The organism is Oxynema mangrovii CENA135 (genome assembly GCF_016632315.1).
Taxonomy (GTDB): domain Bacteria; phylum Cyanobacteriota; class Cyanobacteriia; order Cyanobacteriales; family Laspinemataceae; genus Oxynema; species Oxynema aestuarii.
In genome coordinates this window covers 1,127,303-1,151,185 of sequence record NZ_JAEOXH010000002.1, presented here as the reverse complement: position 1 = coordinate 1,151,185, position 23,883 = coordinate 1,127,303, and the positions used below count along the sequence as shown (strand labels likewise).

At 45.0% G+C, this 23,883-nt stretch carries 19 protein-coding genes; 9 read left to right on the top strand and 10 right to left on the bottom strand.

The genetic code is table 11. The annotated features are described in order from the left end of the window. The first annotated feature begins 76 nt into the window (after positions 1-76). Complete coding sequence (locus tag JJD41_RS18625; RefSeq protein ID WP_370583881.1) at positions 77-1,030, top strand: putative 2-dehydropantoate 2-reductase; 954 nt, start codon at positions 77-79, stop codon at positions 1,028-1,030. Between the two features lie 99 nt (positions 1,031-1,129). Beyond that, on the top strand, positions 1,130-2,152 hold the full coding sequence (locus JJD41_RS18620) for an acyltransferase family protein (protein WP_200668986.1): 1,023 nt from the start codon (positions 1,130-1,132) through the stop codon (positions 2,150-2,152). Between the two features lie 160 nt (positions 2,153-2,312). Here the strand turns inward: JJD41_RS18620 and JJD41_RS18615 are convergent, their stop codons facing one another. Beyond that, complete coding sequence (locus tag JJD41_RS18615) at positions 2,313-3,158, bottom strand: prohibitin family protein (protein WP_168568456.1); 846 nt, start codon at positions 3,156-3,158, stop codon at positions 2,313-2,315. 179 nt (positions 3,159-3,337) lie between these two features. Between JJD41_RS18615 and JJD41_RS18610 the strand changes: the two genes are divergently transcribed. After that, a complete protein-coding gene (locus JJD41_RS18610; protein ID WP_200668985.1) occupies positions 3,338-5,650 on the top strand; it encodes a spermidine synthase in 2,313 nt (770 codons plus the stop codon). Between the two features lie 125 nt (positions 5,651-5,775). After that, positions 5,776-7,269: a CIA30 family protein gene (locus JJD41_RS18605; protein ID WP_200668984.1), complete on the top strand. Its 1,494-nt coding sequence runs from the start codon at positions 5,776-5,778 to the stop codon at positions 7,267-7,269. Between the two features lie 83 nt (positions 7,270-7,352). Here the strand turns inward: JJD41_RS18605 and JJD41_RS18600 are convergent, their stop codons facing one another. From JJD41_RS18600 to JJD41_RS18570, 7 genes are all read right to left on the bottom strand, one after another. After that, the gene (locus JJD41_RS18600) at positions 7,353-8,315 is read right to left on the bottom strand and encodes a glycosyltransferase family 2 protein (RefSeq protein ID WP_200668983.1); all 963 of its coding nucleotides are present in this window, start codon (positions 8,313-8,315) and stop codon (positions 7,353-7,355) included. A 42-nt stretch (positions 8,316-8,357) separates the two neighbouring features. Next, on the bottom strand, positions 8,358-10,427 hold the full coding sequence (locus tag JJD41_RS18595) for an AAA family ATPase (protein ID WP_200668982.1): 2,070 nt from the start codon (positions 10,425-10,427) through the stop codon (positions 8,358-8,360). Beyond that, positions 10,424-10,597, bottom strand: a complete 174-nt coding sequence (locus JJD41_RS18590) for a hypothetical protein (protein ID WP_200668981.1) — start codon at positions 10,595-10,597, stop codon at positions 10,424-10,426. The genes JJD41_RS18595 and JJD41_RS18590 overlap by 4 nt, the downstream gene beginning before the upstream one ends. A 97-nt stretch (positions 10,598-10,694) precedes the next feature. Beyond that, entirely contained in the window at positions 10,695-15,614 is a 4,920-nt protein-coding gene (locus tag JJD41_RS18585; RefSeq protein WP_200668980.1) for a tetratricopeptide repeat protein, read from the bottom strand. 229 nt (positions 15,615-15,843) lie between these two features. Further along, positions 15,844-17,211, bottom strand: a complete 1,368-nt coding sequence (locus JJD41_RS18580) for a DNA phosphorothioation system restriction enzyme (protein WP_370583900.1) — start codon at positions 17,209-17,211, stop codon at positions 15,844-15,846. 164 nt (positions 17,212-17,375) lie between these two features. Continuing rightward, positions 17,376-18,077 (bottom strand): pirin family protein, encoded by a 702-nt coding sequence (locus tag JJD41_RS18575; protein WP_200668978.1) that lies wholly within the window; start codon positions 18,075-18,077, stop codon positions 17,376-17,378. A gap of 66 nt (positions 18,078-18,143) precedes the next feature. Continuing rightward, positions 18,144-18,380 carry a CDGSH iron-sulfur domain-containing protein gene (locus JJD41_RS18570; RefSeq protein ID WP_200668977.1) on the bottom strand — a complete coding sequence of 79 codons (237 nt, stop codon included), beginning with the start codon at positions 18,378-18,380 and terminating at the stop codon, positions 18,144-18,146. A 160-nt stretch (positions 18,381-18,540) separates the two neighbouring features. Between JJD41_RS18570 and JJD41_RS18565 the strand changes: the two genes are divergently transcribed. Next, complete coding sequence (locus JJD41_RS18565) at positions 18,541-18,882, top strand: winged helix-turn-helix transcriptional regulator (protein ID WP_200668976.1); 342 nt, start codon at positions 18,541-18,543, stop codon at positions 18,880-18,882. 57 nt (positions 18,883-18,939) lie between these two features. On the opposite strand, the gene JJD41_RS18560 is transcribed toward JJD41_RS18565, so the two are convergent. Beyond that, the gene (locus JJD41_RS18560) at positions 18,940-19,932 is read right to left on the bottom strand and encodes an aldo/keto reductase (RefSeq protein ID WP_200668975.1); all 993 of its coding nucleotides are present in this window, start codon (positions 19,930-19,932) and stop codon (positions 18,940-18,942) included. 197 nt (positions 19,933-20,129) lie between these two features. Between JJD41_RS18560 and JJD41_RS18555 the strand changes: the two genes are divergently transcribed. Beyond that, on the top strand, positions 20,130-20,336 hold the full coding sequence (locus JJD41_RS18555) for a hypothetical protein (protein WP_234488910.1): 207 nt from the start codon (positions 20,130-20,132) through the stop codon (positions 20,334-20,336). Positions 20,337-20,609: 273 nt separating this feature from the next. Here JJD41_RS18555 and JJD41_RS18550 read toward each other — a convergent pair whose 3' ends face one another. Beyond that, entirely contained in the window at positions 20,610-21,080 is a 471-nt protein-coding gene (locus JJD41_RS18550) for a tetratricopeptide repeat protein (protein WP_200668974.1), read from the bottom strand. Positions 21,081-21,255: 175 nt separating this feature from the next. Between JJD41_RS18550 and JJD41_RS18545 the strand changes: the two genes are divergently transcribed. The 3 genes from JJD41_RS18545 (at position 21,256) to bchM (ending at position 23,838) form a co-directional block, all read left to right on the top strand. Next, a complete protein-coding gene (locus JJD41_RS18545; protein ID WP_200668973.1) occupies positions 21,256-22,146 on the top strand; it encodes an isocitrate lyase/PEP mutase family protein in 891 nt (296 codons plus the stop codon). 524 nt (positions 22,147-22,670) lie between these two features. Beyond that, positions 22,671-23,051: a methylglyoxal synthase gene (mgsA, locus tag JJD41_RS18540; protein WP_200668972.1), complete on the top strand. Its 381-nt coding sequence runs from the start codon at positions 22,671-22,673 to the stop codon at positions 23,049-23,051. Positions 23,052-23,151: 100 nt separating this feature from the next. Further along, positions 23,152-23,838 (top strand): magnesium protoporphyrin IX methyltransferase, encoded by a 687-nt coding sequence (gene bchM, locus JJD41_RS18535; RefSeq protein ID WP_200668971.1) that lies wholly within the window; start codon positions 23,152-23,154, stop codon positions 23,836-23,838. Positions 23,839-23,883 lie beyond the last annotated feature (45 nt).

Sequence of the window (23,883 nt, the reverse complement as noted above, 5' to 3'; positions counted from 1 at the left end):
TCGCAAAATCATGAAGATGACCGTTGCTGTTGCCCTCTAAAATCTCCAATTTCCAATCTCCAATCTCATGACACAAATGACTACACAAACTCGACAACAACGCCGTTACGCCGTGATTGGAACCGGGGCGATCGGTGGTTTTTATGGTGCTAAATTACAACAAGCTGGGTTTGACGTTCATTTTCTGCTCAATCGCGATTATCAATGGGTGCGCGATCGCGGCTTAGTGGTTGAATCGGTCAATGGCGATTTCACCTTACCCGAAGTGAACGCCTATCAACAGCCCCAAAAAATGCCAAAATGCGATGTTGTTATTGTTGCTTTAAAAACGACGGCCAATTATTTATTACCGCAATTATTGCCGCCTGTTGTTAAAGATAATGGGGTCGTTGTGCTGCTACAAAATGGGTTGGGGGCAGAAGAAGAAGTCGCGCAAATTGTCGGCAGCAATCGCGTGATGGGAGGTTTATGTTTTATTTGTTCTAATAAGATCGGCCCGGGACATATTCGCCATTCGGATTATGGCGCGATCGAATTGGGAGATTACGGCGAAGGTTACCGTCCGCGCGGGATTACGGATAGAATGCAGGCGATCGCCCGAGATTTTAATCAAGCGGGAATTACGATCCTCGATTCCGAAGATTTGCTCGCATCTCGTTGGAAAAAATTAGTTTGGAATATTCCTTTTAATGGGTTATCGGTGATTCTCGATGCTAAAACTGATGCGTTGATCGCCGATCGCGCGACCCGTTGTTTAGCCGAAGATTTAATGCAAGAAGTCGTCAACGGTGCGGCAGCTTACGATCGCGCGATCGCCCCGGAATTCGTGCAAGAAATGCTCGATAAAACAGTGAAAATGAAGCCCTATTTAACGAGCATGAAATTAGATTACGATCGCCGACAACCGTTAGAAGTTGAGGCAATTTTTGGTAATCCCCTCAAAAAGGCTGCTCAAGCCGGGGTCAGATTACCCAAAATTGAAACCCTTTACCAACAACTTGTATTTCTCGACCGTCGAAATCGGCGTTAAAGTCTATTTTTGACGGAGAAATCACAAATATTTGTACTCCCTCGCGATCGCGATGTTACCCTAACAACAAAGGGAGACGGGCGATCGGTGGGGGACATCATGTTTAAGCGAATCCAATGGATTGATATTTGGAAAGGAATCGGGATTGCGACGGTGGTGGTCGGTCATGTGGTCGATCGCGATAGTTTAACTCACGATTATATTTTTTGGTTCCACATGCCTCTATTTTTCTTTATTAGCGGGCATCTATACCGACAGCAACGGTATTTTAAAAATTACTTCAGGCGCAAATTTCGTCATTTAATTATTCCCTATATTTCCTTTTTATTCCTCTTCAGCATTCCAGAATATTTGGCCTATTTTTTGCAATTTGTTCGCGATCCGAGTCTTTCACTGATTTGGGATACATTAATTGTGACCCTTCGTAAAATTTATGGCGGGCGATCGCTAAGTCTATGGTTTGATGTTTTCTGGTTTATTACTTGTTTATTTTTTACTCAGCAAATTTATAACTTACTTTATCTGAAATACAAGCGAAGAAAGCTATTATTATTTTTAATAATATCGGGCTGTTACGGATTAGCTTTATGCGACTCTTATTTTTTAGAAAATTGGCGTTTTCCCTGGAATATCAATGTAGTGGCGATCGCTCTATCATTTTATGGTTTAGGTCATTTTACCTCTCGATTGAGCGCCAATAAATACTTTTTTTTGGTCGCGGCGGCGATCGTGGCGATCGCCGCAATTTTCGCCGATCGCTCTTTAGGATGGAATTTAGATTTTGATATGAAATACAAAGATTATGGCATCCCTCTGTTGAGTTGGGCGATCGCGATCGCGGGAATTACAATGACTTATCACCTCGCGAAGGCGATCGACGGGACGACCTATTTGGGGATCGTCTTTGCCGAATTAGGTAAAGCATCAATGGCGATTATGTATTTACACCAACCGATCCAATTTACAGTATTAAAATACTCTCCTGTTCAAAATCCACTATGGCGATCGCTGGCAACTTTAATCTTTTCTTATTTGATCTATCGCTTGCTGGCGCGATCGTCCTTATTCCGAAAACTATTTTTAGGCAACCACCACAAAACTTATCGCTTGAATGCGTTGTGATTAAATCTCTCTAATAATTCTCTATCAATTTTATCTGAGTTGGTTTTTATTCATTCCAAAATTGATAAAATTAGGACACGGGTTAACCGTGTCCCAATTCATTAAATAAAATCCATTTAAAAGCCAAGCTTCATCAAGTTCACTCAACTTTCAATTAGCTTTATTTAGCCTCTTGAAAACGCTGTAAATTGAACAAGAAAGGAACGCTACTAGATTCGCCACCCATGACCAAAACATTGGGCATTTGAGCGCCACCTTCGCGCCAAGCTTCGATCGCCTCTTTTTGTAAAACCAGTTGACCGCCTTGCGCTTTGAGGGTTTCTGCTAACAAGCGTTGCGCTTCCGCCTTCCCTTGAGCCCGATTAATTTCTGCTTGGGCTTCTTGTTCCGCTTCCCGAGCAATATAAACCGCTCGTTGAGCACGCTGTTCGGCAATTTGTTTATCTTCAACTGCCTTAGCAAACTCTGTGGAAAAATTCAGATCGATGACGCTCGTATCGAGAATAATCACCCCATATTTTTCGAGCCGAGAACTCAAAGCTATGTCAAAATCGCTCTTTAATTCACTTCGTTTGGTAATCGATTCTTCCGCAGTGCGGATGGCTGCGGCAATTTTGAATGCTTCTTGAGTTTGTGGGGAAATAATTTTAGAAACTAAGTTTTCTAAAGTGCCTTGAGTTCGGCGAATTTCCACCACTCGCGTCGGGTCGAGACGAAAGTTAATTGCAAATCGTGCCTTGAGATCTTGCAAATCTCGGGTCGCACTTTGGGCGGGAACTTCATATTTCTGAACGGTTACGTCATAAATATCGACTTTCGACACTAGCGGGGGTTTGATGTGAATACCTTCGAGTAACGCCCCATCACGAGCTTTTCCGAGAATACTGATGACTCCCGCTTCCCCGGGATTGATAATCACAAAAGAACTCGAAAGAACTAAAATTAACAGTGCGAGTAAGACGCCACCTAGGATCGCTTGCCAACTTTGCCCGTACTGATTTTTCAAGGCTCAATCTCCTTTTTGTGTTCGTTAACTGTCATTGATAATTCTAGGGTAGCAATTTCACCTGCCATGAGTCACGGATCGGCGATCGTTGCCAAAATTTTTTATTATTTTATGGGTATTTTGTCAAGAGAGGTTAATTTCATCTAAAATTTAAAGATTCAATGTAAAAAAGATCTAATATGTTAATCGTCTTCTCTTTCACTTTATTTTTAAGTGCTTTACTACTATTTTGCATTCAGTTTGCGATCGCCAAAAGCATTTTACCCCTATTAGGGGGATCTCCTAGTGTTTGGAATACAACACAATTCTTTTTTCAGACTTTGCTCTTATTCGGTTATGGATATAGTTATTTAATCAGTCGATGGCTGAGCGTTCGCCGTCAGGCGATCGCCCATATTCTTATCCTTCTGTTGCCTCTGTTGCTACTACCAATTTCAATCGATCGTCAGTGGATTCCTCCATCAGACAGTAACCCAATTCCCAGTTTATTAGGCTTACTATTTACCTCGGCGGGCTTGCCTTTTTTTGTCGTTTCGACCACTGCCCCCTTACTGCAAAAATGGTTTTCATGTTGCGATCGCCCGGATAGCGAAGATCCTTATTTTCTCTATGCTGCTAGTAACTGCGGCAGCGTCTTGGGCTTAGTCGGTTATCCCGCGATCGTCGAACCCAATTTAACTTTAAATTCTCAATATTATTGGTGGGCGATCGGTTATGGTGTTTTAATAGCTTTAATTATTATTTGTGGCTTTTATTTAATTTATAAAGAAAGAAATAGTAGCGATCGAAACAATTCGCAAATACAATTTAAAAATCCAGAAATACCGCCGAATGCAATGCAACAGGCTCGATGGGTCATTTTAGCCTTTATTCCGTCCAGTGTACTGTTAGGGTTCACGACTTATTTAACAACAGACTTGGCGGCTATTCCTCTATTATGGGCTATTCCTTTAACCCTTTATCTTGCTTCTTTTATTCTAACCTTTTCGCGACGTTTAAAACTTCCTTACCATACTTTAACGGCTTTACTTCCCCTCTTTCTCAGTGTTCAAATTATTCTAGATCTAGCCCAATTCATGCGACCGCTTTGGCTAACGGTTCCCTTACATTTAACGGGATTTTTTGTTGCAGCTTGCGTCTTTCATGGTGAGTTAGTTCGCGATCGCCCATCTCCCCAATATTTAACTACATTTTATCTTTGGATTTCCGTTGGTGGCGTACTTGGTGGCTGGTTTAACGCGATCGCCGCCCCCTTAATTTTTCCAACGGTTCTGGAATATCCGTTAATCTTGTTATTAGCTATTTTAATCCTGCGATCGCCCGATGGTAAAAAGACATCGAACGAAGAAGATATTCAGAATACAATAACTAATTATAACGACTTAGAACAGTTATTATCTCGACGACGCGATCGCCGCCAACAACAAGCTAAGCTTCGAGATCGAAACTGGCTTTTCAACTTAAAAACTAGCCGACGGATCGGTTTTGGTTTATTGTTTGGAGGTTTAATAGTTTGTTTTAGTTTTACTGAATTTTGGGAAAATTTAACGGGCTATATTCTATTCTTGATTTTACTTTTGATTGGCTTTAAAGTATTTAATTTTTCCAAAACTACTTTAATATTAGGATTAATTTTCACCTTTCTCATCGGTCAATTCTATCTTGCCAATCTGGGTGGTATTGTTGCCAGCGATCGCAGCTTCTTTGGGATTAATCGGATTGTTTACGATCGCGAAGCAAATTATCGCAGTTTATTACATGGAACGACATTACACGGCAAACAAAGTTTAGATCGAAAACGGAAAAGAGAACCCTTAACTTATTTTTATCCCACTGGCCCGATCGGACAAACCTTTGAGATGCTTAACCGAGGCGATCGCCTGTCTGATGTAGCGGTTCTCGGTTTGGGGATTGGAACTCTCGCCGCTTACGCTCAAGCGGGACAAGAATGGACGTTTTACGAAATCGATCCAATCGTCGTTGAATTTGCCACTAATCCCGATTACTTTACTTTTTTAAAACAATCCGATGCTCCTTTTTCGATTATTTTAGGTGATGGTCGTTTGAATGTAGCTAAAGCCCCCGATCGTGCTTACGATTTATTAGTCATGGATGCCTTTAGTTCCGATTCAATCCCCGTACATCTCGTCACTCAAGAAGCAATCGAACTCTATTTTACAAAATTGCGCGATCGCGGCATTCTAGCGATTAATATTTCTAATCGATTCATCGATTTAGCTCCCGTTCTCGGCGCGATCGCGCGGCAGTTAAATCTAGTGACTTTACAGCGTGTAGAACGCGAGATTTCAGACCTTGAAAAATCACGGGGAAAATCCCCCTCAAATTGGGTATTGTTAGCGCGCGATCGCTCCGACTTTGGTGAATTAGTTGGCGATGCTAACTGGGAGGCGATCGCCCTGAAAAAAGATGCCCCCGTATGGACGGATAACTTTTCTAATTTGTTGAGTGTGTTGCGAATCTTTCACGAATAAATCGTTATATTGACTCTACTTAAGCCATCAAAAGCCCATCGAGGCGATCGACCCAATCCCTGCATATTTTAGCGAGATTCGTAATAATAAGAAGGAGAAGCTAACACAGACGGGAGGATGTAACCGTGGCAGATCGACAGCGTCAAAAGTGGGATGCAGGACGATTTTTTAAAACCCTCGCCTATTTTCGAGTCATTCCCTTTTCCGGTTTTTTTGAATGTATCGCCAACCTCTTCGGTCGCTCGTCTAAATCGAGTGCGATCGCACCCACTCCACCCGGTATCGTTCTCGTCGTGGGAGCGACCGGAGGCGTCGGTAAGCGTGTTGTGAGAAAATTACAAGAACGTGGCTATAAAGTGCGATTGTTAGTGCGAGATCTGAACCGGGGACGGCAAATTTTAGGCGATCGCGTCGAAATGGTCGAAGGCGACCTCTTATTACCCGAAACCTTGGGCGATCGGCTCGTGCACGATATCAGCGCCGTCATTTGTTGTAGCGGAACCAAAGTGCAACCCAAAGAAGGGGATACTCCCAACCGTGAAAAATACTATCAAGGCATCAAATTTTACATGCCTGAAGTCGTTGACGTTCCCGAACTTGTCGAATATAAAGGCATTCGTCACCTCGTCGATGCAACCCGCCGCCAACTCAATCAGTTGGGAAATCCGGGCAGTAAAATACTATTTGATTTTCGCAAAGTCACTCAAGACCTCAAAGAAACTTGGGGTGTTTTAGACGATATTGTGATGGGTGGTGTCAGTGAAAGTAACGTCCGAATCGTCGAAAATACAGCCTTATTTACCGGAAATGTTTCGACCTCTAATTCTGGCGGGTTTGTCTCCATTCGTACCCGAAATTTCGATCCACCTTTAGATTTATCGTCTTATCAAGGGATCGATCTACGAGTCAAAGGAGATGGAAAACGTTATAAATTTATCCTGCGAAATGAAAGCCAATGGGATAGCCGTTCTTACTGCTACTCTTTCGATACAGTCAGCAATATTTGGTTTACGGTTCGCATTCCTTTTGCCGATTTAATTCCCGTGTTTCGTGCTAAAACAGTTAATAATGCACCACCGTTCGATCCAAAAACAATTTACTCGATCCAATTAATGCTGAGTAAATTTGAATATGACGGCGAACTCAATCCTAAATTTGAACCGGGATTTTTTCAGCTACAAGTCGAATCGATTTCCGCCTATGGCGCTCAAGAAAAACCGCAGTTCGTTCACGTCAGTTCTGCAGGGGTGACCCGTCCCGGTCGTCCCGGCTTGAATTTAGAAGAAGAACCGCCTGCAGTGCGGATGAACGACCAACTTGGCGGTATTTTAACGTGGAAGTTACGCGGTGAAGATGTCATTCGCGCCAGTGGAATTCCTTACACGATCGTGCGTCCTTGTGCGCTGACTGAAGAACCAGGCGGGAAAGATTTAATCTTCGATCGCGGCGACAATATAAAAGGAAAAGTTTCGCGAGAAGATATTGCAGAACTCTGCGTGCAAGCATTAGAAAATTCGCAAGCTGTCGATCTAACTTTTGAAGTGAAGGAAGGAACGGAAAAACGACCGGAAAAATACGATCTTTCTCAATTAGAGAGCGATCGTATTGCGATGATTTGATTGTTTTTTGTAGAGTTTTTAAGCCTCTTAAAGACAGAAAGGCGGGCAACAGGCTCGCCTTTTTTTACTTACGATTGTCAAAATTATTCAAAAGGTCGATCTAACCATTCAATCTTTTTTGCTTTTTCGGATAATTGACTTTCTCGTTGTCCGGCTAATCTAGCGGATAAACACAATAAACCAATAGGAGTTTTGAAAAAATCGATCGCCGAACTGCGACGGGCGATCGCCTTTCCCGTAGCTATGGGTACCTCTTTAAGTAACCAGCGAGTGAGGCGATAAAGGTATTCGCGGCGATCGCTTTCTCGCATTAATTCGACGCCGTAGAGTTCGTGTAAGTAGCGGTTCGATTCGCCGTAACGTCGCCACTGACTGCGTAAACTTTTTAAGGTCGAGCGATGACGATGTTTGACGATCGCCTCCGCAGAAAACTCAATTTCCCAATTCGTTTCTCGTAACATTCGCCAGCAAATATCTGCATCTCCTCCCGTTGTTAAATAGGGACGAAATAAGCCTATTTCTTCAAAGATCGATCGCCGAATAGCCAGATTTGCAGTTTGTCCGTAAGCACAAAATGGGTGAGAAAGAGTATGTTTCTGTGAAAGAGTTTCTTCGAGATCCGCATATTTTTCGAGTAAGCTTTTACCCGGTAAAGCTTGAATTTCTCCCGCTACAATACCGATATTTTTTTTAGCAAAAGGTTGAATTAAGGTAGATAACCAATGGAATTCTGGGCGACAGTCTGCATCGGTAAAGGCGATAATTTCTCCCCTGGCGGCGCGAATTCCAGCATTGCGGGCGGCGTAAGAACTTTGAATGCAATTTTCGCTTAAATAATGAAGGGCAATTGTATTGCTTGGATCGGCGATCGCCGCTTGAATAATTTCTGCACTGCGATCGCTACTATTGTTATCCACTATCCAATATTCAACACGATCGCTTGGGTAGGTTTGCGATCGCAAGCAATCGATCGATTCTTCTAAATCTTCCTCGCCATTATAGACGGGAATCACGACGGAAACTTGAGGAGTAGATGAAAAGTTCATTTTCCAAAAATAAGTCAAAAAAGAAGCATTAGAGCGATCGATCTAATTCTCAGAAAATACTTCAATGATTTCTGTATATTCAAAATCATTAGGACTTTTACGAACCAAAGGATAACTTGCAGATTTTAGATGAATTTCATCTTCTTCACAATCCGCTTTTGGAGAATAATAAACCAGTATATATTCCTTGCCGATACAATCGGACATTTCTCGCTCTACTTCTCCTCTCCACTGCGTTTTTGTGACTAAAACCACCAGTTGATTTGCTAGTTTAGGAATGCAATTAGCAACCTGACGCCGATAAATTTCGTCCAAACTACCGAATGGCGAATCCATGACAATCGGAAACATACTACTGTCGGGACCCATCAGCATTCTATTTTTACTCCATTCCCGAACGCGATCGATAATTCCACCGATAAAAGATAAGCTTAAAATTTGATTTTCTCCCGTAGATGCAGCAACGGGCAATTCAATTCCGGCGGTATTTTCAACTAAAGTTAATTCGTATTTCTCGCTCAATTTCGGTAAATAAGGAGTAAAAGAAATTTGACTGAAAAGTTCTTGCACTCTTCGTTCTAATTGTAAGCGAAATTGGCGATCGATGCGCGATCGCACTTCGCTTAAGCGTTGCATGGCGTCGAGGGTAGCGGCGATGCGGCGTTGGGCGAGGGTTTGCTTGGCTTCGAGCATTTGATGTTTGGCAATGCGATCGCCTAAATGCTCGATTTCAGTTTTTAAATTTTCTCGTTTTTGCTGGTTAATCCCTTGTTGTAAGGTCAACTCTCGAATCGAGGCTTCTGTTTCGTCGAGTCGTTGCTGTAATTTTTGAATATCTTCATTTGGAAAAGTACGCAGCTTTTTTTTCAAGTCGTCGAGTTGAGTTTCAATTCGCGAAATTTCCATGCGATGCTGATTAATTTTTGCTTGTTCGCGATCGGTTTCTTCCCAAAATTGGGGAATTTGTTTTTCAATTTCTTCAACTTGAGCGCTCATACGAATGGCACTTTCTTCTACTTCTGCAATTCCCGCTTTATCCATCCAAGCACAAACCCGTTCGTGGGAGTCGGTTCCCGCTAACAGTTCGGAACCGCAAATACAGCGTTCTCTGGCGAGTAACTGTTCGACAAACTGCCGCTTAATTCCAGTTGGTAATTCTCCCTTTCGACGCAAGTCTTCAACGAGGGTTTGAAAGTTGGCGATCGCCTCATTCAGAAATACCATATATCCCCGAGTTGCCACGGCATTTTTAAAATTATTTCTCGCTTGAATAAGTGCGTGTCTGGTTTCCCGTTCTCGCTTTTCTAGTTCCTGCCGTTTTTCTTGCCACTGCTTGCCATCATCGAGTTGGCGCAGGCGATCGCCCAACGTTTTTTTAACCGTTTCTTGACTATCTAACTCCTGACAAATGATATCGTAATCGTGCTTTAATCGCTCTCGTTCTTCACTGAGTTTGTCTTTATCTTTCAGCAATTTTTGAGTTTCGGGATCTCCAATATCTTTTAATTCTTGTTCTAAAGCATTGATACAAGCTTTTAAATGATCGATCGAGCGATTTAAAATTTTAATACCGAGTAATTCTTTGGTAGCTTCGGCAATTTCTGACTTTTTATCCAAACGGACAATCTGTTCGATCCGTTCTCCATCAAAAAAGAAGTATTGATGCAGACTTCCTGGCAAAATCGCACCGATAATTTCTTCCGGTTGGCGATCGGGATAATGCCAGCGCCCGTCATCTCCAGCAATTTGCAAAAATACTTCCTTATCCGTTTGCTCGATCGCCCCGAACTCGTCTTTATAGGCGCGAAAAGCCCGACGGACTCGATACCTTTTGTTTTCGTGGTCGAAGTCTAAGGAAACCCAGCAATCAATTGCCTGACGGGGTTTTGCTTCGGCGATCGCGCGCTTATTTACCAATTGTTCGGGTGCTGCGAATGCGGCTGAAAACTTCTCGTAGAGGACCCAAGTAAAGGCATTGAGTAAAGTTGTTTTCCCCGATCCGTTATTACCGTAAATAACAGTAGTATTTTTAGAACCGTTTGCTAATTGAATCTCTGGGGTTTTGCCGTAAAATTGGCGGAAATTATTGAGTTCGATCGACCGCAATCTCATTGTACTTCTTCCTTAACAATATTTAAAATATCTTCATTAATGTAACGGGGACTTTTTTGATACAGTTTGGCTCTTTCCGCTTCCAAAACTCGCTCTATAATTTGGCGAATTTCTGGCGGTGCGCTCGTAATCGGTTCTTGAATGTCTTCTGAATTTTCATCACGATCCATCAATTTTCACCCCAATTTCTCCATTACAGCCGCGCGATCGCGGGTTCACTTCTTTTCTTACTATAGCGCTTTTCTGTGTGAACGACCTACTCAGTTGTTAACGCCAATCCCCTTGCAATGTAAAAGCAGCCCAATAATAAGGCAACTTCCACTCCGTTTCCCGTTGCATTTCTAATTGAGCCGCTCTTAATGCTGCTGTTGGCGATAATTTTTCGACAAACATCAAACGGTAAAATCGAGACATCATTTCTGCAGTAGCCACATCATCCACATTCCACAAACTGACGATAACCCGAGGCGCACCCGCATACATAAATCCGCGCGTTAAACCGACTAATCCCTCGCCGCGCACGGGTTTTCCCAACCCGGTCTGACAGGCGCTTAAAACAACTAAATCTGCCTGTAAATCTAAATTAAAAACATCATTTAACCGTAAGAAACCATTGCGAAAATCTCCTCGTTCGTCGAACATTGATAGCAAAATTCCCGAAAGATTGGGATTGACGTTATTCAGTAATCCGTGAGTGGCAAAATGGAGAATTTTATAGTCGCGTAATTGTGGGTCGGTTGCTGCGGTACGATTGGCAGCAAAATCAACTGCATAACTGCGTTGTGAGGACTCAACTAAGGCGAGAATTGCTTCAGCTTCCGTGCGCGTTCCCGGGAGTCGAGTCCAGCGTCCGATGTCTGTTTGTCTCGTCGCGCGATCGAGGGTGTATTGTTCCCACTTATTTCGATCGTTTTGCGCGATTAAACTGGGAGTTTCTAAACGCTTGTCATCAGGATTAAAGACCGGATCGGCAAAAATGGCGATCGTTTTGGGGGCAGGGTTTCGGTCTTGAGTTTCTCGCCGCAAAATGGCTAAAGTTGATGCCGAAGGTAGATTGACTATTTCACGCTCGATCGCCAAGGGAGAATACTTGTTATTTCCCGAAGGATCGGGTAAAGAAATGGCTGAAAATGGAAGGTAATTTAAAATGCCATCGGCCACAATTGATAAGCGGCGATCGCCGAAGCGATCGGCTGCTGGAGTTAATAACATTTCATAAACGGTTCCAGAAGCTTTAGCCAAAATTTTAGGATCGCTAAAACTTTGAATTAAATATTTACGAAACGTTTCGACTGCTTCTTCAATTTCGGCTTTTGGTGGCAATTGATAGCTTGTTACTCCTTCTCGACCGACAGCCCATAAAAAACTACGTTTTTCGCCGAGGAAATAGTGCAGTAATAGAGTACGATCGTCGATCGCCTTTTCCTGAATTTCTGTTGTTGTTAAAGGTTGGGGTTGAGTTAAATCTGCATAACTCGGGCTAGCTTTGCGAATTTCGGTTTGCAGTTCTTGATATTTTTGCAGCAAATATTGACGTTCCATTTCAATTGCTGCAGCTTGCTCTGAGGTATATTCACTATTGTAAAGAGTAACCCGACGACGTTCGATCGCATCCAATTCTTCCTGTAACTTGCGTTCGGCGATCGCCAATTCCGGATCGATGCCTTTATGAATGTCGATCTCAGCTTCTGCAAGCAAGTCTAAAAGACTGCGAGCTTTCGAGCGTTCGGCAATCTCAAAAGCTCGCATATTGTAACCTTTTGAGGGATTCTTTTCATGCAGTTCCATTAACAGGTCGATATAAAATTCATAATATTCCTGTTTGGATGCAAAAAAGTTTTGACGATCTTCTGGAGAAACCCGAGTCCTTCGTTGCTCTTCTATCAATTTTAAAGCTGTTTCAATCGAAGTTAAAGCTTCCTCAAAATTTCCATTATTTCTCTCGATCTTGGCTATACCAAGCCAATTTTCTGCCTGATTTTCGGGGTTATGATTATTGTAAACTTGGAGAGATTTTTGGAATAACGCTAAAGCTTGATTTGAATCACCCAATTGAGAATAAACTTTACCTAGATCGGTATATAAATAGAAACGAGAATATTCGTTTAAATTCAATGCCCGATTGAAAGCCTCTAAAGCTTTTTCTAATTCGCCTAATTCGGCATACAGCTTACCAATTTTTCTGAGATTAGAATGCAATTGAAAATCAGAACTGCTCTGATGGGAAAGATCGACCGATTTTTGGTAAAGTTCTAAAGCTTTTTGTACGTCACCTAATTGTTGATAGACTGTAGCGATTTGCGTGTAAAGATCGATTTTTTTGCTATATTCTCCTTCAATATCTTGATAAATTTCTAAAGAGCGATTGTAGAGATCTAAGGCTTTTTCCCAATCTCCTAACTGCATGTAAACCGAGCCGAGATCGAATAAGGTCGTTCCCATGCGCTGACGATCGCCAATTTCGCGAGAAAGAACGAGAATGCGATCGAAAAACTCTAATGATTGTTGATAATTTTTAAGATATAAATAAGTTTTACCAATAGTTCGTAAGGTATTGAGTTCGCCCTCAATAAATCCCACTTTTTGGTAAACTTCCCGTGCTTCATTAAAAAATTCAAATGCTTTTTTACCATCGCCCAGATCCGTATAATCCTCCCCAATCCGAATCAGACCGATCGCCGCACGGTCAACTCCCAGTTCCTCGTAAAATTGGCGATAGAGATTAAAGGATTCTAGGGCTTTTTCAGGATTGCCAACACGGTAACATAATTGGCCGATTTCCCTGAAAATTTCTCGATCTTTTAACCGTTCTGTGGCTTCAAATTGTCGAGCATAGTTTAAACTACGATCGCAAAATTCTAAAGCTTTTTCAGGTTCTTTCAAATAAGCATAAATTTCCCCAATCGCCATTGAAATATCAAGAATTCGCCCTTCTTGGAAAGGAGCCTCTAATTCTTCGATATAAATCGGTAACGCTCGATTGTAGGCGTCTAAAGCTTTTTCGAGATCCCCTAATGTCGTGTAAGTTTTAGCAAGTTGATAAAGGCTCCACGCTTCTCCCGGACGATCTCCATTTTCTTGATAAACTTTATGGGATTGTCTAAATGCTTCAATGGCTCGATCGGGTCGATCTAATTTATAATAAATTTCGCCAATCGTCCTCCATGTATTCGATTCGCTTTCAAGATCGTTTAATTGTTGATAAAGCGGAATCAGTTTTTGATGAAATTCTAAAGCATTGGCGCGATCTTCCAATTCAAAATATTGTTCAATAATCTTTTTTAATGTATTGGTTTGTGTTTTAGGATCTCCCGATTGTTCACCAAGACTTGCGGCTTTTTTGAAGGTGAACAATGCCGTTTCACGATCGCCTAACAGATAGTACGTTTTAGCGAGATCTATCAATGTCGAAATTTCTAATTCCGGATCGTCGAGATCTTCGTGAACTGCCGCAGCTTTTTGATAAAAAGATAAAGCTTTTTCTAGATCTCCCAAACTATCAATATAAAAATAGGCAATGGTTTCAAGAATTTCTAATTCTCGTTGACGATCGCCCAGTTTTTGATAAATTACCAGCGCACGATCGAGCGCTTCTAATCCTTTTTCTGGGTCTCTCAAACCATAAGTATAAAGAAAGGCGATCGACTCACTCCATAACTGAGCTTCGCCTTCGAGATCCCCCGTTTCTTGATAAAGCGCGATCGCTTCTTTTAATACAGGTTCAATTCTTTCCGGTCGATCTTGTTTTTTGTAGCGTTCGGCAATAGCCAGTAAAAAACTTGTTTCTGCTTCGAGATCGCCCACTTTTCGATAAATCGATCGCCCTTGGCTGTACGCTTCCGATTCACGATCGCGCTGTTCGAGGCGATCGTAAATTCCAGCCGTTGCAAATAAAATCGTCGCCTGACGGTAATCAAATTCTAAAGCTTTTTCCGGGTCTGAAAGTTGCTTGTAAAGTTCGCTCGCTGCTGCCAAACTGATTAATTGTTGACGGTAAAACTCTAATGCCTGCGGCCAGTTTTGAAGTTGAGCATAAATCAAAGCGACGCGATCGCAAATTTCCGATTCGGACACGGAATCGCCGAGTTCTCGATAGATAGTTAAAGCGCGATCGTACAATTTTAATGCCGTTGATGCATCTCCTGAAAATTCATACCTTTCTGCTAAGGTTTGCAAAGTGAGAGCCACCCCTTGACGATCGCCGATTTCTGTAGCAAGGGTTAAGGCGCGATCGTGGAAATTCAATGCTTTTTCTCGATCTTCCGACCACCATTGTTGAACGGCAAAGTTCAACAGTTTTATCTGATTTTTGACTAGGATAAATTGCTGAGAATGTTGAGGATTACTGGGTTGATTTAACGCTTCATAAATAGCGATCGCGCGATCGAAAGATTCCGAGCCAATTTGTGGCTCTTGATATTCAATCGAGAGATATAATTCAGCTAATTTTCCCAAAACTAATGCTTGTCCGGGACGATCGCCAATTTCTTCATAAATTGCTAGAGCTTGCTCGAGGAATCGATCGGGGCGATCGTCATTCAAGTAAGACACTCCAGCCATACTCATTAAAACAGTGGCTTCGCCTTGACGGGCGGCTATATTTTGATTTGTAGAACGTTCGTTAATCTCCTGAAAAATAGCGAGGGAACGGCGATAAAATTCTTGCGCTCGTTCTCGATCTTTGTCACCACTTTGTAATAAATTATTCCCGCGTTGCGAGTTGATGGCTAACTCGTGAGTAAAATCAAAATACTGCTCTCGATTCCATCGCGCTGTATTTTTAACGTGAATTCCGGCAATTTGAGCGAGGATCGAAGCTTCTGCGAGGCGATTTTCCAGTTCTCGATTGACAGTTAATGCTTCGTGATAATATTGCTGAGCGGTGTTGATAGCGCCTAGCTGTCGATACATAAAAGCTAATTGCGTTAAGGTTAACGCTGCTCGGGGGCGATCGCCGGAAGTTCGCGACAGTTTGAGTTGATTTTTCCACTCTTCGATCGCCGCTATTTTAGAGGGAATAGTGGGGTATTGGGAAAGATCTATATCGAGATTTAAACTCGGGTTGATTGGATATAAAGCTAAAGTTTTCGATCCTGTATTTTGTAACTTATCCGTGTCAGAAATTGGCGGAGAAGACTGAGCTAAACTCGAACCATATAAGAAGGTCAAACAAAATAATACAGTCAAGCTTTTTTGCAAGAGTGGCGCGATCGAATTCATATGACTCTGAGTATGTAATTGAGTAAAATTACTCTGGCCGTTTTTGCTTTTATGAGCTAAACGGTGAGTCTAGAGGATTAATAGCGATCGAAAGAATAGCCATTTGAACGAAGTTTGTGGCCGTTTTCCCTCTCGTTAAATTATAGGCGCATTTTAATTAAAACAAGTCAAGTCAAAATTGAGAGGGAACGATCGCCTACAAATCCAATAAACCGTATTTTTTTTGCAAATTTAATAACTTCAAACGGGCTTCCCCTGCGTTTTCCGCTAAATCGGCAAACTCGACAAAGCGCCGCAACTCTTTGCGGAGGAAATTGCGTTCGACTTGCATCGCATCGCGGTCTAATTCCGGCGGCATCACAATGGTATCGAACAATGTCGCCCGTTCTTTTCCCGGATGTGGGCGCAAGATGCGGCCCCGACGTTGCACGAACTGGCGCGGATTGCTGCTACTGGCGAGAATGGCGGCGGTTCTGATGGCGGGAATGTCCACCCCTTCGTCAAGACAGCGAATCGCCACTAACCCTTGTAATTGGCCGTTTTCAAACTGTCGCCGTAGATCTTCGCGTTCGGCTAGGGGCGTTTCGGCGGTGTAGGTATTGACCCGATAGCCGAGTTCGGAACCCAACAGGCGCGCTACGGCTTCGATTTGCCTCACGTTGTAGGTTCGCGATCGCCCGACGGTGCCATCGCCACAATAAAATAAGGTATGAGTTGTATCGAGGCGATCGCGCATCAACCCCCGTAACGCTTCCAATTTATTAGCCGCAGACCCGATAATCCGGGCGCGCTGCATTAACAATGCGGTCAAAAACTCATTTTCCTCGATCTTGTCCTCGTCCATCAACGCCCAACCGATGCGGGTGGTCAAGCGCGCGTAGGCTCGACTTTCCGATTCGGTGAGATAAACCAAAAGAGGATAGTAAAAATATCTAACTAACGCTCCCACTCGAATCGCATCCCCTAACGTGAGTTCGGGGGGGATTATCGCCCCGAAATAGCCGAGTAATTCATCGGTTCCCGTATCGTCAAAATAGCGTTCCGGGGTAGCTGACAGCCCCAAACGCAAGCCGACGTGACGGGGTAAACTTTCTTCTAACCTCGGCGCGCCGAGGTTGTGGGCTTCGTCGCCGACAATGAGAGTTTTGGGCGGTAAGTATTTGATTTGCGACTGAAAACTTTCTTTTAACAGGGTTGAATTGGTGGTGATAATCGTGAGAAATGTTTGGCGATCGCCGCGCACGTTGTAGAGTTGTGTGGCGAGGGAACTAAACCAATTGCGGACGCTTTCAAAGGCGAGTAAGGGTTGCAAGCCAAATTTTTCGCACTCGCGGGCCCACTGACTGACGAGGTGGCGGTAAGGACAGACGACGAGTAAAACTTGCAAGCCAATTTTAAGATAAAGTTCGGTGGCGATCGCCAGTGCGGTAATCGTTTTGCCGCTTCCGGTCGCCATTTTCAGGGTTCCGCGCCCCTGGTGGGCGAACCAACTTTCTACGGCCTGTTTTTGATAAGGACGCAAGGTAAGATCCCTGGGGTAGCGAGGAATTCCGGTCACGACGATCGCGGGTAACTTCTCGAATGTGCTGAGTGTAGTCTTTGCCGTTAATTTTCAATTTTAACTTGTTTGAGATCGAAAATAGCCAACGGGCAATAAATATCCCCAAGCGGTTCTTTTCTTCGATCGGAAAAGAACTACTTGGGGGTTAGAGTCGCTGTAGAACGCTTTTACATTAAATCAAACAAGAGTAATTCAGCCTCTGTGTTTGCTTGAAACTCCATTGTTTCCGATCGCGCGATCGCCACGCCATCTCCCGTTTTTAGAGATTGTCCATCCAGGATGATTTCACCTTTGACAACGTGCAACCAAGCGCGTCGATCCGGCTTAAAGGGATAGGTTAACTTCACTCCTGGATCGAGAATTGTGGCATAAATGTTAGCATTTTGATGAATCCAGAGCGAACCTTGTTCTCCATTTTTAGAAACAATCAAACGCCAGCGATTGTGCTTTTCTTCATCCGAAAAAACTCTCTGGTCGTATCTCGGAGTGACGCCGTTGCGATCGGCGAGGATCCAGATTTGCAATAAATGAACGCTTTCGGTAGAAGAGGGGTTATATTCACTGTGCAGCACCCCCGTTCCGGCGCTCATTACTTGAACTTCACCGGGTTTAATCGTCGATTGATTGCCCATGCTGTCTTTATGTTCTAATGCCCCGTCTAAGACATAAGTAATAATTTCCATATCTCGATGGGGGTGCATTCCAAATCCTTTACTCGGGGCGATCCAATCTTCATTGATAACTCGCAAATGATGAAATCCCATTTGATTGGGATCGTAATAGTTGGCGAAAGAAAAAGTATGGTAAGATTTGAGCCAATCGATCTGGTTTTGGCCGCGTTCTTCAGATTTACGAATGAGAAAAGTCATGATTGTTAGGACTGAAAGTGAAGGACTGAACGAGAGAAAATCGAAGCGAGATAGATTTAATTATCTCTAGAGTTTGACATGAGCGCCATCACAGAAGGGCGGATTTTGACTGTATTTACACTGACACAGTGCTACTTTTTGGGAAGTTTCTAGGGTGAATTTAGCGGGAGTCAATCCAGTCCCTTGATGGGCGCCATCACAAAAGGGTTGATTTTGCGATCGCCCGCAAGTACACCACCAATAGTCTCCGGCTTCTAAGTCTAAAACGGCAGGTTTTTTGTCGGCAATCATCGGTGCGTTCACGATCGCATTTTCCTCTCTATCGACGGGTTTAAAACAAGAGTCAAGTTCAGAATGATGGAGCTTGGTTTTCATCCTTGCTCGTGTTATTTACAATTTAGCGCTATTCCCTCTAATCTGGGAAGTATGCACTTTAAAGTAAGGTACTTACTAAAAAGTAACGATGGAAAAAGCAAAGCAAACGGAAGACCGCCTCAGTTGCGCGGTGGAAAGCACGATCGAGGCGATCGGAGGGCGTTGGAAAGTATTAATTTTACGAGAACTTTTTGAAGGAGTGAAACGCTTCGGGCAGTTGCATCGGGCGTTACGGGGAATTACTCAAAAGATGTTGACTCAGCAATTGCGGGAGATGGAAAGTGACGGTTTGATTCATCGAGAAGTGTATTTACAAGTTCCGCCCAAGGTCGAATATTCTCTAACGCCGTTGGGAGAGAGTCTCAAACCCGTTCTGGACGCGATGGACGCCTGGGGAAAACATTATTTAGCGCAAAAAGGGGAACAATAAGCTTTCTTCCGATTCTCGTCTCCCACCTCGGTCAATCTAAACTCTAAACTCCTTACCTCACGTCCAGGCGCGAAAGAAGGTGTTATCTTCCCAGGAGGACGCAGTGCGAGCTTCGATCGCGGCGATCGCCTCCTCACTTAAGGGTTGAAAGGCTCGGGCGACTTCAAAATTGGCGCTCAACTGGGCGACGTTTTCCGCCGCGATAATGCAGCAGTGGACGCCGGGTTGAGACATGGTATAGCCTAGAGCTTCTTCCATTCCGGTTAACACGCCGGGTTTGAACAGTCGTCCGTAGGCGGGAACCTTCATGGCAATGACGCCGACATCGAGTTCGCGGGCGACGGGTAGCACTTGGGTGACGAACGATCGCGGGTGGTGTATTTCGGCAGCATTGACGGGAATTAAGGTGGTGTCGAACGGATAGCGGCGCAATCCTTTAATAATGATGTCGGGTTCGTGGTGTCCGGTAATTCCGGCAAAGCGGATCAGCTTTTGGGCTTTGGCTTCTTCGATCGCCTGGATGGCGCCATCTTTAGCAAAAATGGTATCGAGTTCGCGGTCGAACGAGACGTGATGCAATTGCCACAAATCGAGAAAATCGGTATTGAGGCGGGTCAGCGATCGCTCTAACTCCCGCCAGACACCATCGCGATCGCGTGCGGCGGTTTTACTGGCGAGAAAGATTTGCTGACGATAGGAGGGCAAAACTTTACCGAGATGGTCTTCACTCGGGCCGTAGCTGGCGGCGGTGTCGAAATAGCGAATCCCCAATTCGAGGGCGCGTTCGATCAGGGCGATCGCCTCGGACTCGTGTCCGTGCCAGGATAAAGGGGTTTTTCCCGCGCCCCCCAAGCCGAAAATCGGCAGTTTTTCGCCAGTTTTCCCTAAAATCCGCTCCGGTAGGGTCGCGGTTGGTGGCAGCGATCGCGCGGTAGTTTGGGGAACCGATCGCGCGGTGGAACTCGTCTTTAAATGAGCGCAACCGACAATCCCGCCAGCGACCATCATGCTGAGGGTTAAGAAGTTACGGCGCGTCCTTTTGTTAAACATCAAAAGTTCTCCTGCGGCGAGCTTCCCTTTCGATTGTGACAGAGATCACTGGGAAGCGGGGGTCGAATCACATGGGATCTTGACAGAAAATCACTCTGGCTGATGATAAGACTCACGATCGCTCAGGGGTGGCGATCGCACCATCCAGCGCTCGAATCGCCGATAGTAGGATTGTAAGCGTTTAGGGGCAAATTTTCATGATGCGTGCTGGTGGTGTCTTCTCCGATTCCTGGATTGCCGAAGTCTTTGGTAAAGCGTGGAACGAAGGAATCGTGACCCTTAGTGAAAAAGAATATTTAATCGACGCTCTCGCCAAAAAATCGACCCTCAATCGGGAAGAAAAAGACGCGATCGAACGGTTGCTGCACGCCATCCGGCGCGGTTGGATTCAAGCGATCGAATAAGTAAATTCGTGCTTCCCCCTCAATCCTGAGTACCTTCCCCCCACGACGAGGATTGACTGGCGCGAATGAAATCGGCGAACGTCAAGCGACTCTATCATCGATCGAATATTTAAGAATCCGATATTTCTATTTTTTTTCCTCCTTTTCCTTCTAGGAACTGATAACTTTCGTGCTTCGTGAGACATCAACCACCAAGCTGCACTCTAACGGGTGCAGTTTTTTTATCCAGTTTTTCGGTGTAGTTGAGTTGAGGAAATCGGCGATCGCCCTCCCTCAACTCAGGCGCGCCGTACATTCTAAAATTAAACGTTGGTTGACCAGGGCATAAGGCTGAATTTCCAAGGCCCGACGGAAAGCGCGAATCGCCGCACGATAGTCGCCGACAGACGCATGACACAAACCCAAACCGTGCAACGCCCCAAAATGAATCGGGTTGAGTTCGATCGCCTTTTCGCAGTCGGCGATCGCCTGTCGGTACCGACCCATGGTGTAATACAGCACCGCCCGACGGTTCCACGCTTCCGCAAAATCGGGGCGATCGCGAATTAAGTCCGTCAACATCATTTCGGCAGCTTTGAGATCTCCCGAATCGATTAGCCCTTCGCAGCGTTGGAGGATTTCGACCCCAGAAACCCCTTTTTGATAGAACCAGATGCGCCAGAGTTCTTGAGTCGCCCGGTTACGAATTGCTTCATCCGGGTTTTTCAGATCTTCGAGTAAGCGTTCGATGGAAGATTGAGCCATAATCGCGCTCGGAATAACGGTTTCTATTATTTTAGAAGTTCACATTAGACGTTCTCTTTTCGCTCGCAGCTTTCCGGGCGATCGTTTCTTTAATTGAACCCCCCTTTGACTCGCGTCCCCTCTTTCTCGCTAAAATCTAAAGTCTCAAATCTCAACTCTAAAATCTCAACTAACAATGCTTCCCGGTCAAAAACTGCGACAACTTCTCGAACGTCCCGGCTTATTCGTTCTCCCGGGGGTTTACGACTGTATTAGCGCCCGGATCGCCGAACAAGCTGGATTTGAAATTGTTTTTACCAGTGGCTTCGGCATTTCCGGGGCCACCCTCGGGCGCCCGGACTACGGTTTTCTGACGGCGACGGAGATGCTTTACGCGGTCGGACGCATGGCGGAGGCGATCGATATTCCGTTAGTGGCAGATTTGGATACGGGTTACGGTAATCCGCTCAATGTCATGCGAACCGTGGGAGAAGCGGTCAAACTCGGGGTCGCCGGAATTATTCTCGAAGACCAACAATGGCCGAAAAAATGCGGGCATTTTAGCGGAAAACGAGTCATTTCGAGCCGGGAACAGGTGGAAAAAATTAAAGCGGCGGTGCAAGCGCGAGGAGACAGTGGCTTGGCGATCGTCGGACGCACGGACGCGCGGGCGCCTTTGGGTTTGGACGAGGCGATCGCCCGAGGACGCGCCTATTTTGAAGCGGGGGCGGATATCATTTTTATCGAAGCGCCGCAATCGGCAGAAGAGTTACAAATTATTGCTCGGGAGTTGTCAGATATTCCGTTATTTGCTAACGCGATCGAAGGGGGAAAAACGCCGTTACTCTCGGCGGAGGAATTGGAAGCATTGGGATATAAAATTGCCGTTTTTCCTCTGTCCGGATTGTTTTGCGCGACCTATGCCATTCGCGAATGTTTTCGACATTTAAAACAACATCGAACGACGGTAGGATACGATCGCGCCGTGGATTTCGAGGAATTCGAGCAGTTTATCGACATTCCCCACTATCGCGAACTCGAACGCCAATTCGCGATCGCCCCCGAATCGGAAAGCGACGAAACGTAAATGAACCGTCAAGGTCTCCGGAGGAAGCTACCGGAGCGATCGCCACATTCTTTATCAGAACTTTACCTGGGGCGATCGCGTGTGAAGAATTGACAAATCTCGGGCGATCGACTAGACAAAGGAAGCGCACTACAAGTAAAAAGAAAACGAGTCAATCAGTCGCTATCTCCACCCATTACTTGATTGAACTGAAAGATCGCTCGCCGTCGAGGATGCATCTGCTCTTCATCCCTTCGATCTAGAATCGAGTGAATCGCGTTTAAATTGTTTCAACATTTACGTTCTGATTTGTCGTTGTCTCCTCTCAACAAATCTGAATTTCACAGCTAAAAACCCATAGGTTCGGGACAGACCGGAATGTTAGGAGCATTCCGGTTTTTTATCGGCGCGCGATCGCCCCCCTTGGCGAACGCGCCTCAAAACGCACCTCAAACCACAAGCGGCGATCGCATTGCCATCGTCCCCAAAGCCCCTTAATGTAAACTCAAATCTAAAATCTAAACTCTAAAATCTAAACTTTCCTCATGTCTTCGACCATCGCTTTGATTGCACACGATCGCAAGAAAGACGATATCGTTGGGTTCGCGAACAAACATCGTCAATTCCTCGATCGCTATCGATTAATCGCCACCGGAACCACCGGAGGACGGATTCACGAAGCCACCGGATTGAACGTCGAACAAATGCAATCCGGTCCGCTTGGAGGAGACGCACAAATCGCCACCCAAGTCGTCGAAGGACAAGTCAAAGCCGTTATTTTCCTAATCGATCCCCTGTTCGCGCAACCCCACGAACCGGATATACAAGCCTTGTTGAGAATCTGCAACGTCCACCAAGTCCCCCTCGCCACCAACCTCGCCACCGCCGAAGCCATTTTAGCCAGTTTGGCGATCGCCGCAGATTAAACCCGCCAAAAACAGCGATTCCGGGGCGATCGGCGATCGTCCGACCCCCCCCAACGTGGTAAGTTTGAAAGCTGGGAATCATTCAGTATCCGGGATTTAGATGAACGCAGTAGACGATAAAACCGTTGTCAAAGACTATTTCAACGCCACCGGATTCGATCGCTGGCGGCGGATTTACGGCACCGAACAAGTCAACAAAGTCCAACTCGACATCCGTAAAGGACATCAGCAAACCGTCGATACCGTCATGGACTGGCTCAAAGCCGACGGCAACTTGCGCGGTTTGTCCGTTTGCGACGCCGGATGTGGGGTCGGCAGTTTGAGCATTCCCCTCGCGCAAGAGGGTGCGATGGTCTACGGTAGCGATATTTCCGAAAAAATGGTCGCCGAAGCCTACGATCGCGCCAAAGTCTTTTTCGGCCCGAACAATAATATCAGTTTCAGCGCCCAAGACCTCGAATCGATCGCCGGAAAATATCATACGGTGATTTGTCTCGACGTTCTCATTCACTATCCCCAAGAAGACGCCGCGCGCATGATTTCTCACTTATGCTCGATGGCCGAATCCCGCTTAATTCTCAGCTTTGCTCCGAAAACACTGGCGTTGAGCGTTCTCAAAAAAATTGGCGAACTGTTCCCCGGACCGAGCAAAACCACCCGCGCTTACCAACATCGCGAAACCGATGTCGTTCGGATCTTACAAGACAACGGTTTTTCGATCCAACGTCAGGGGATGACCAGTACCCGTTTTTACTATTCTCGTTTGTTAGAAGCCACGCGCGGTTAAAACACGAGGCGATCGCGTCGTATTCAATTTACCCCAAACACTCGA

Excerpts from the sequence above, each read along its gene's own strand:
- mgsA (WP_200668972.1), top strand. The coding sequence starts at position 22,671 with ATGTCTTCGACCATCGCTTTGATTGCACACGATCGCAAGAAAGACGAT.
- JJD41_RS18620 (WP_200668986.1), top strand. The coding sequence starts at position 1,130 with ATGTTTAAGCGAATCCAATGGATTGATATTTGGAAAGGAATCGGGATT.
- JJD41_RS18610 (WP_200668985.1), top strand. The coding sequence starts at position 3,338 with ATGTTAATCGTCTTCTCTTTCACTTTATTTTTAAGTGCTTTACTACTA.
- JJD41_RS18575 (WP_200668978.1), bottom strand. The coding sequence starts at position 18,077 with ATGACTTTTCTCATTCGTAAATCTGAAGAACGCGGCCAAAACCAGATC.
- JJD41_RS18560 (WP_200668975.1), bottom strand. The coding sequence starts at position 19,932 with ATGTTTAACAAAAGGACGCGCCGTAACTTCTTAACCCTCAGCATGATG.
- bchM (WP_200668971.1), top strand. The coding sequence starts at position 23,152 with ATGAACGCAGTAGACGATAAAACCGTTGTCAAAGACTATTTCAACGCC.
- JJD41_RS18625 (WP_370583881.1), top strand. The coding sequence starts at position 77 with ATGACTACACAAACTCGACAACAACGCCGTTACGCCGTGATTGGAACC.
- JJD41_RS18600 (WP_200668983.1), bottom strand. The coding sequence starts at position 8,315 with ATGAACTTTTCATCTACTCCTCAAGTTTCCGTCGTGATTCCCGTCTAT.
- JJD41_RS18545 (WP_200668973.1), top strand. The coding sequence starts at position 21,256 with ATGCTTCCCGGTCAAAAACTGCGACAACTTCTCGAACGTCCCGGCTTA.
- JJD41_RS18550 (WP_200668974.1), bottom strand. The coding sequence starts at position 21,080 with ATGGCTCAATCTTCCATCGAACGCTTACTCGAAGATCTGAAAAACCCG.
- JJD41_RS18590 (WP_200668981.1), bottom strand. The coding sequence starts at position 10,597 with ATGGATCGTGATGAAAATTCAGAAGACATTCAAGAACCGATTACGAGC.
- JJD41_RS18565 (WP_200668976.1), top strand. The coding sequence starts at position 18,541 with ATGGAAAAAGCAAAGCAAACGGAAGACCGCCTCAGTTGCGCGGTGGAA.
- JJD41_RS18555 (WP_234488910.1), top strand. The coding sequence starts at position 20,130 with ATGATGCGTGCTGGTGGTGTCTTCTCCGATTCCTGGATTGCCGAAGTC.
- JJD41_RS18595 (WP_200668982.1), bottom strand. The coding sequence starts at position 10,427 with ATGAGATTGCGGTCGATCGAACTCAATAATTTCCGCCAATTTTACGGC.